1 protein-coding gene is annotated in these 317 nt (G+C 68.1%); it reads right to left on the bottom strand.

Features of this window, described 5'->3' with window-relative positions; translation table 11 throughout:
• A partial coding sequence (locus IFU29_RS22305; RefSeq protein WP_191935776.1) for a VENN motif pre-toxin domain-containing protein occupies window positions 1–317 on the bottom strand: 317 nt, incomplete at both ends.

Below are 317 nucleotides of genomic sequence, written 5' to 3'. Positions count from 1 at the left end.
ACTGCTCCGCCAGTATCGCCCGTCGCCAGGCCGCCCGCAACTCCTGCGGCCAGTTCGCTCAGCGCGCTGACCTGCTGTTTTTCGCTTTCGCTCAGCTGGTCTGCCGCCCTGCCCGGGAACAGCTGCCCGGCAATGTAGCGCGCCGCCAGCTCTCCGCCACCGGCACCAAGCCCGCCAGCGACAGCCGACTGATTGTTCAGCTGCGCCGTCACCGCCCCCAGCACCGCGTGCGCCATCGCGTTGCTGGCCACGTCCACCTTACCGGTCAGCGGATTGGTGGTCAGCTTCCTGATTTCCGTCGCCAGATACGGCGACGC

It is taken from the genome of Erwinia persicina (assembly GCF_014838825.1).
GTDB classification, from domain to species: Bacteria; Pseudomonadota; Gammaproteobacteria; order Enterobacterales; family Enterobacteriaceae; genus Erwinia; species Erwinia persicina_A.
This window is presented reverse-complemented; position numbering and strand designations above follow the sequence as displayed.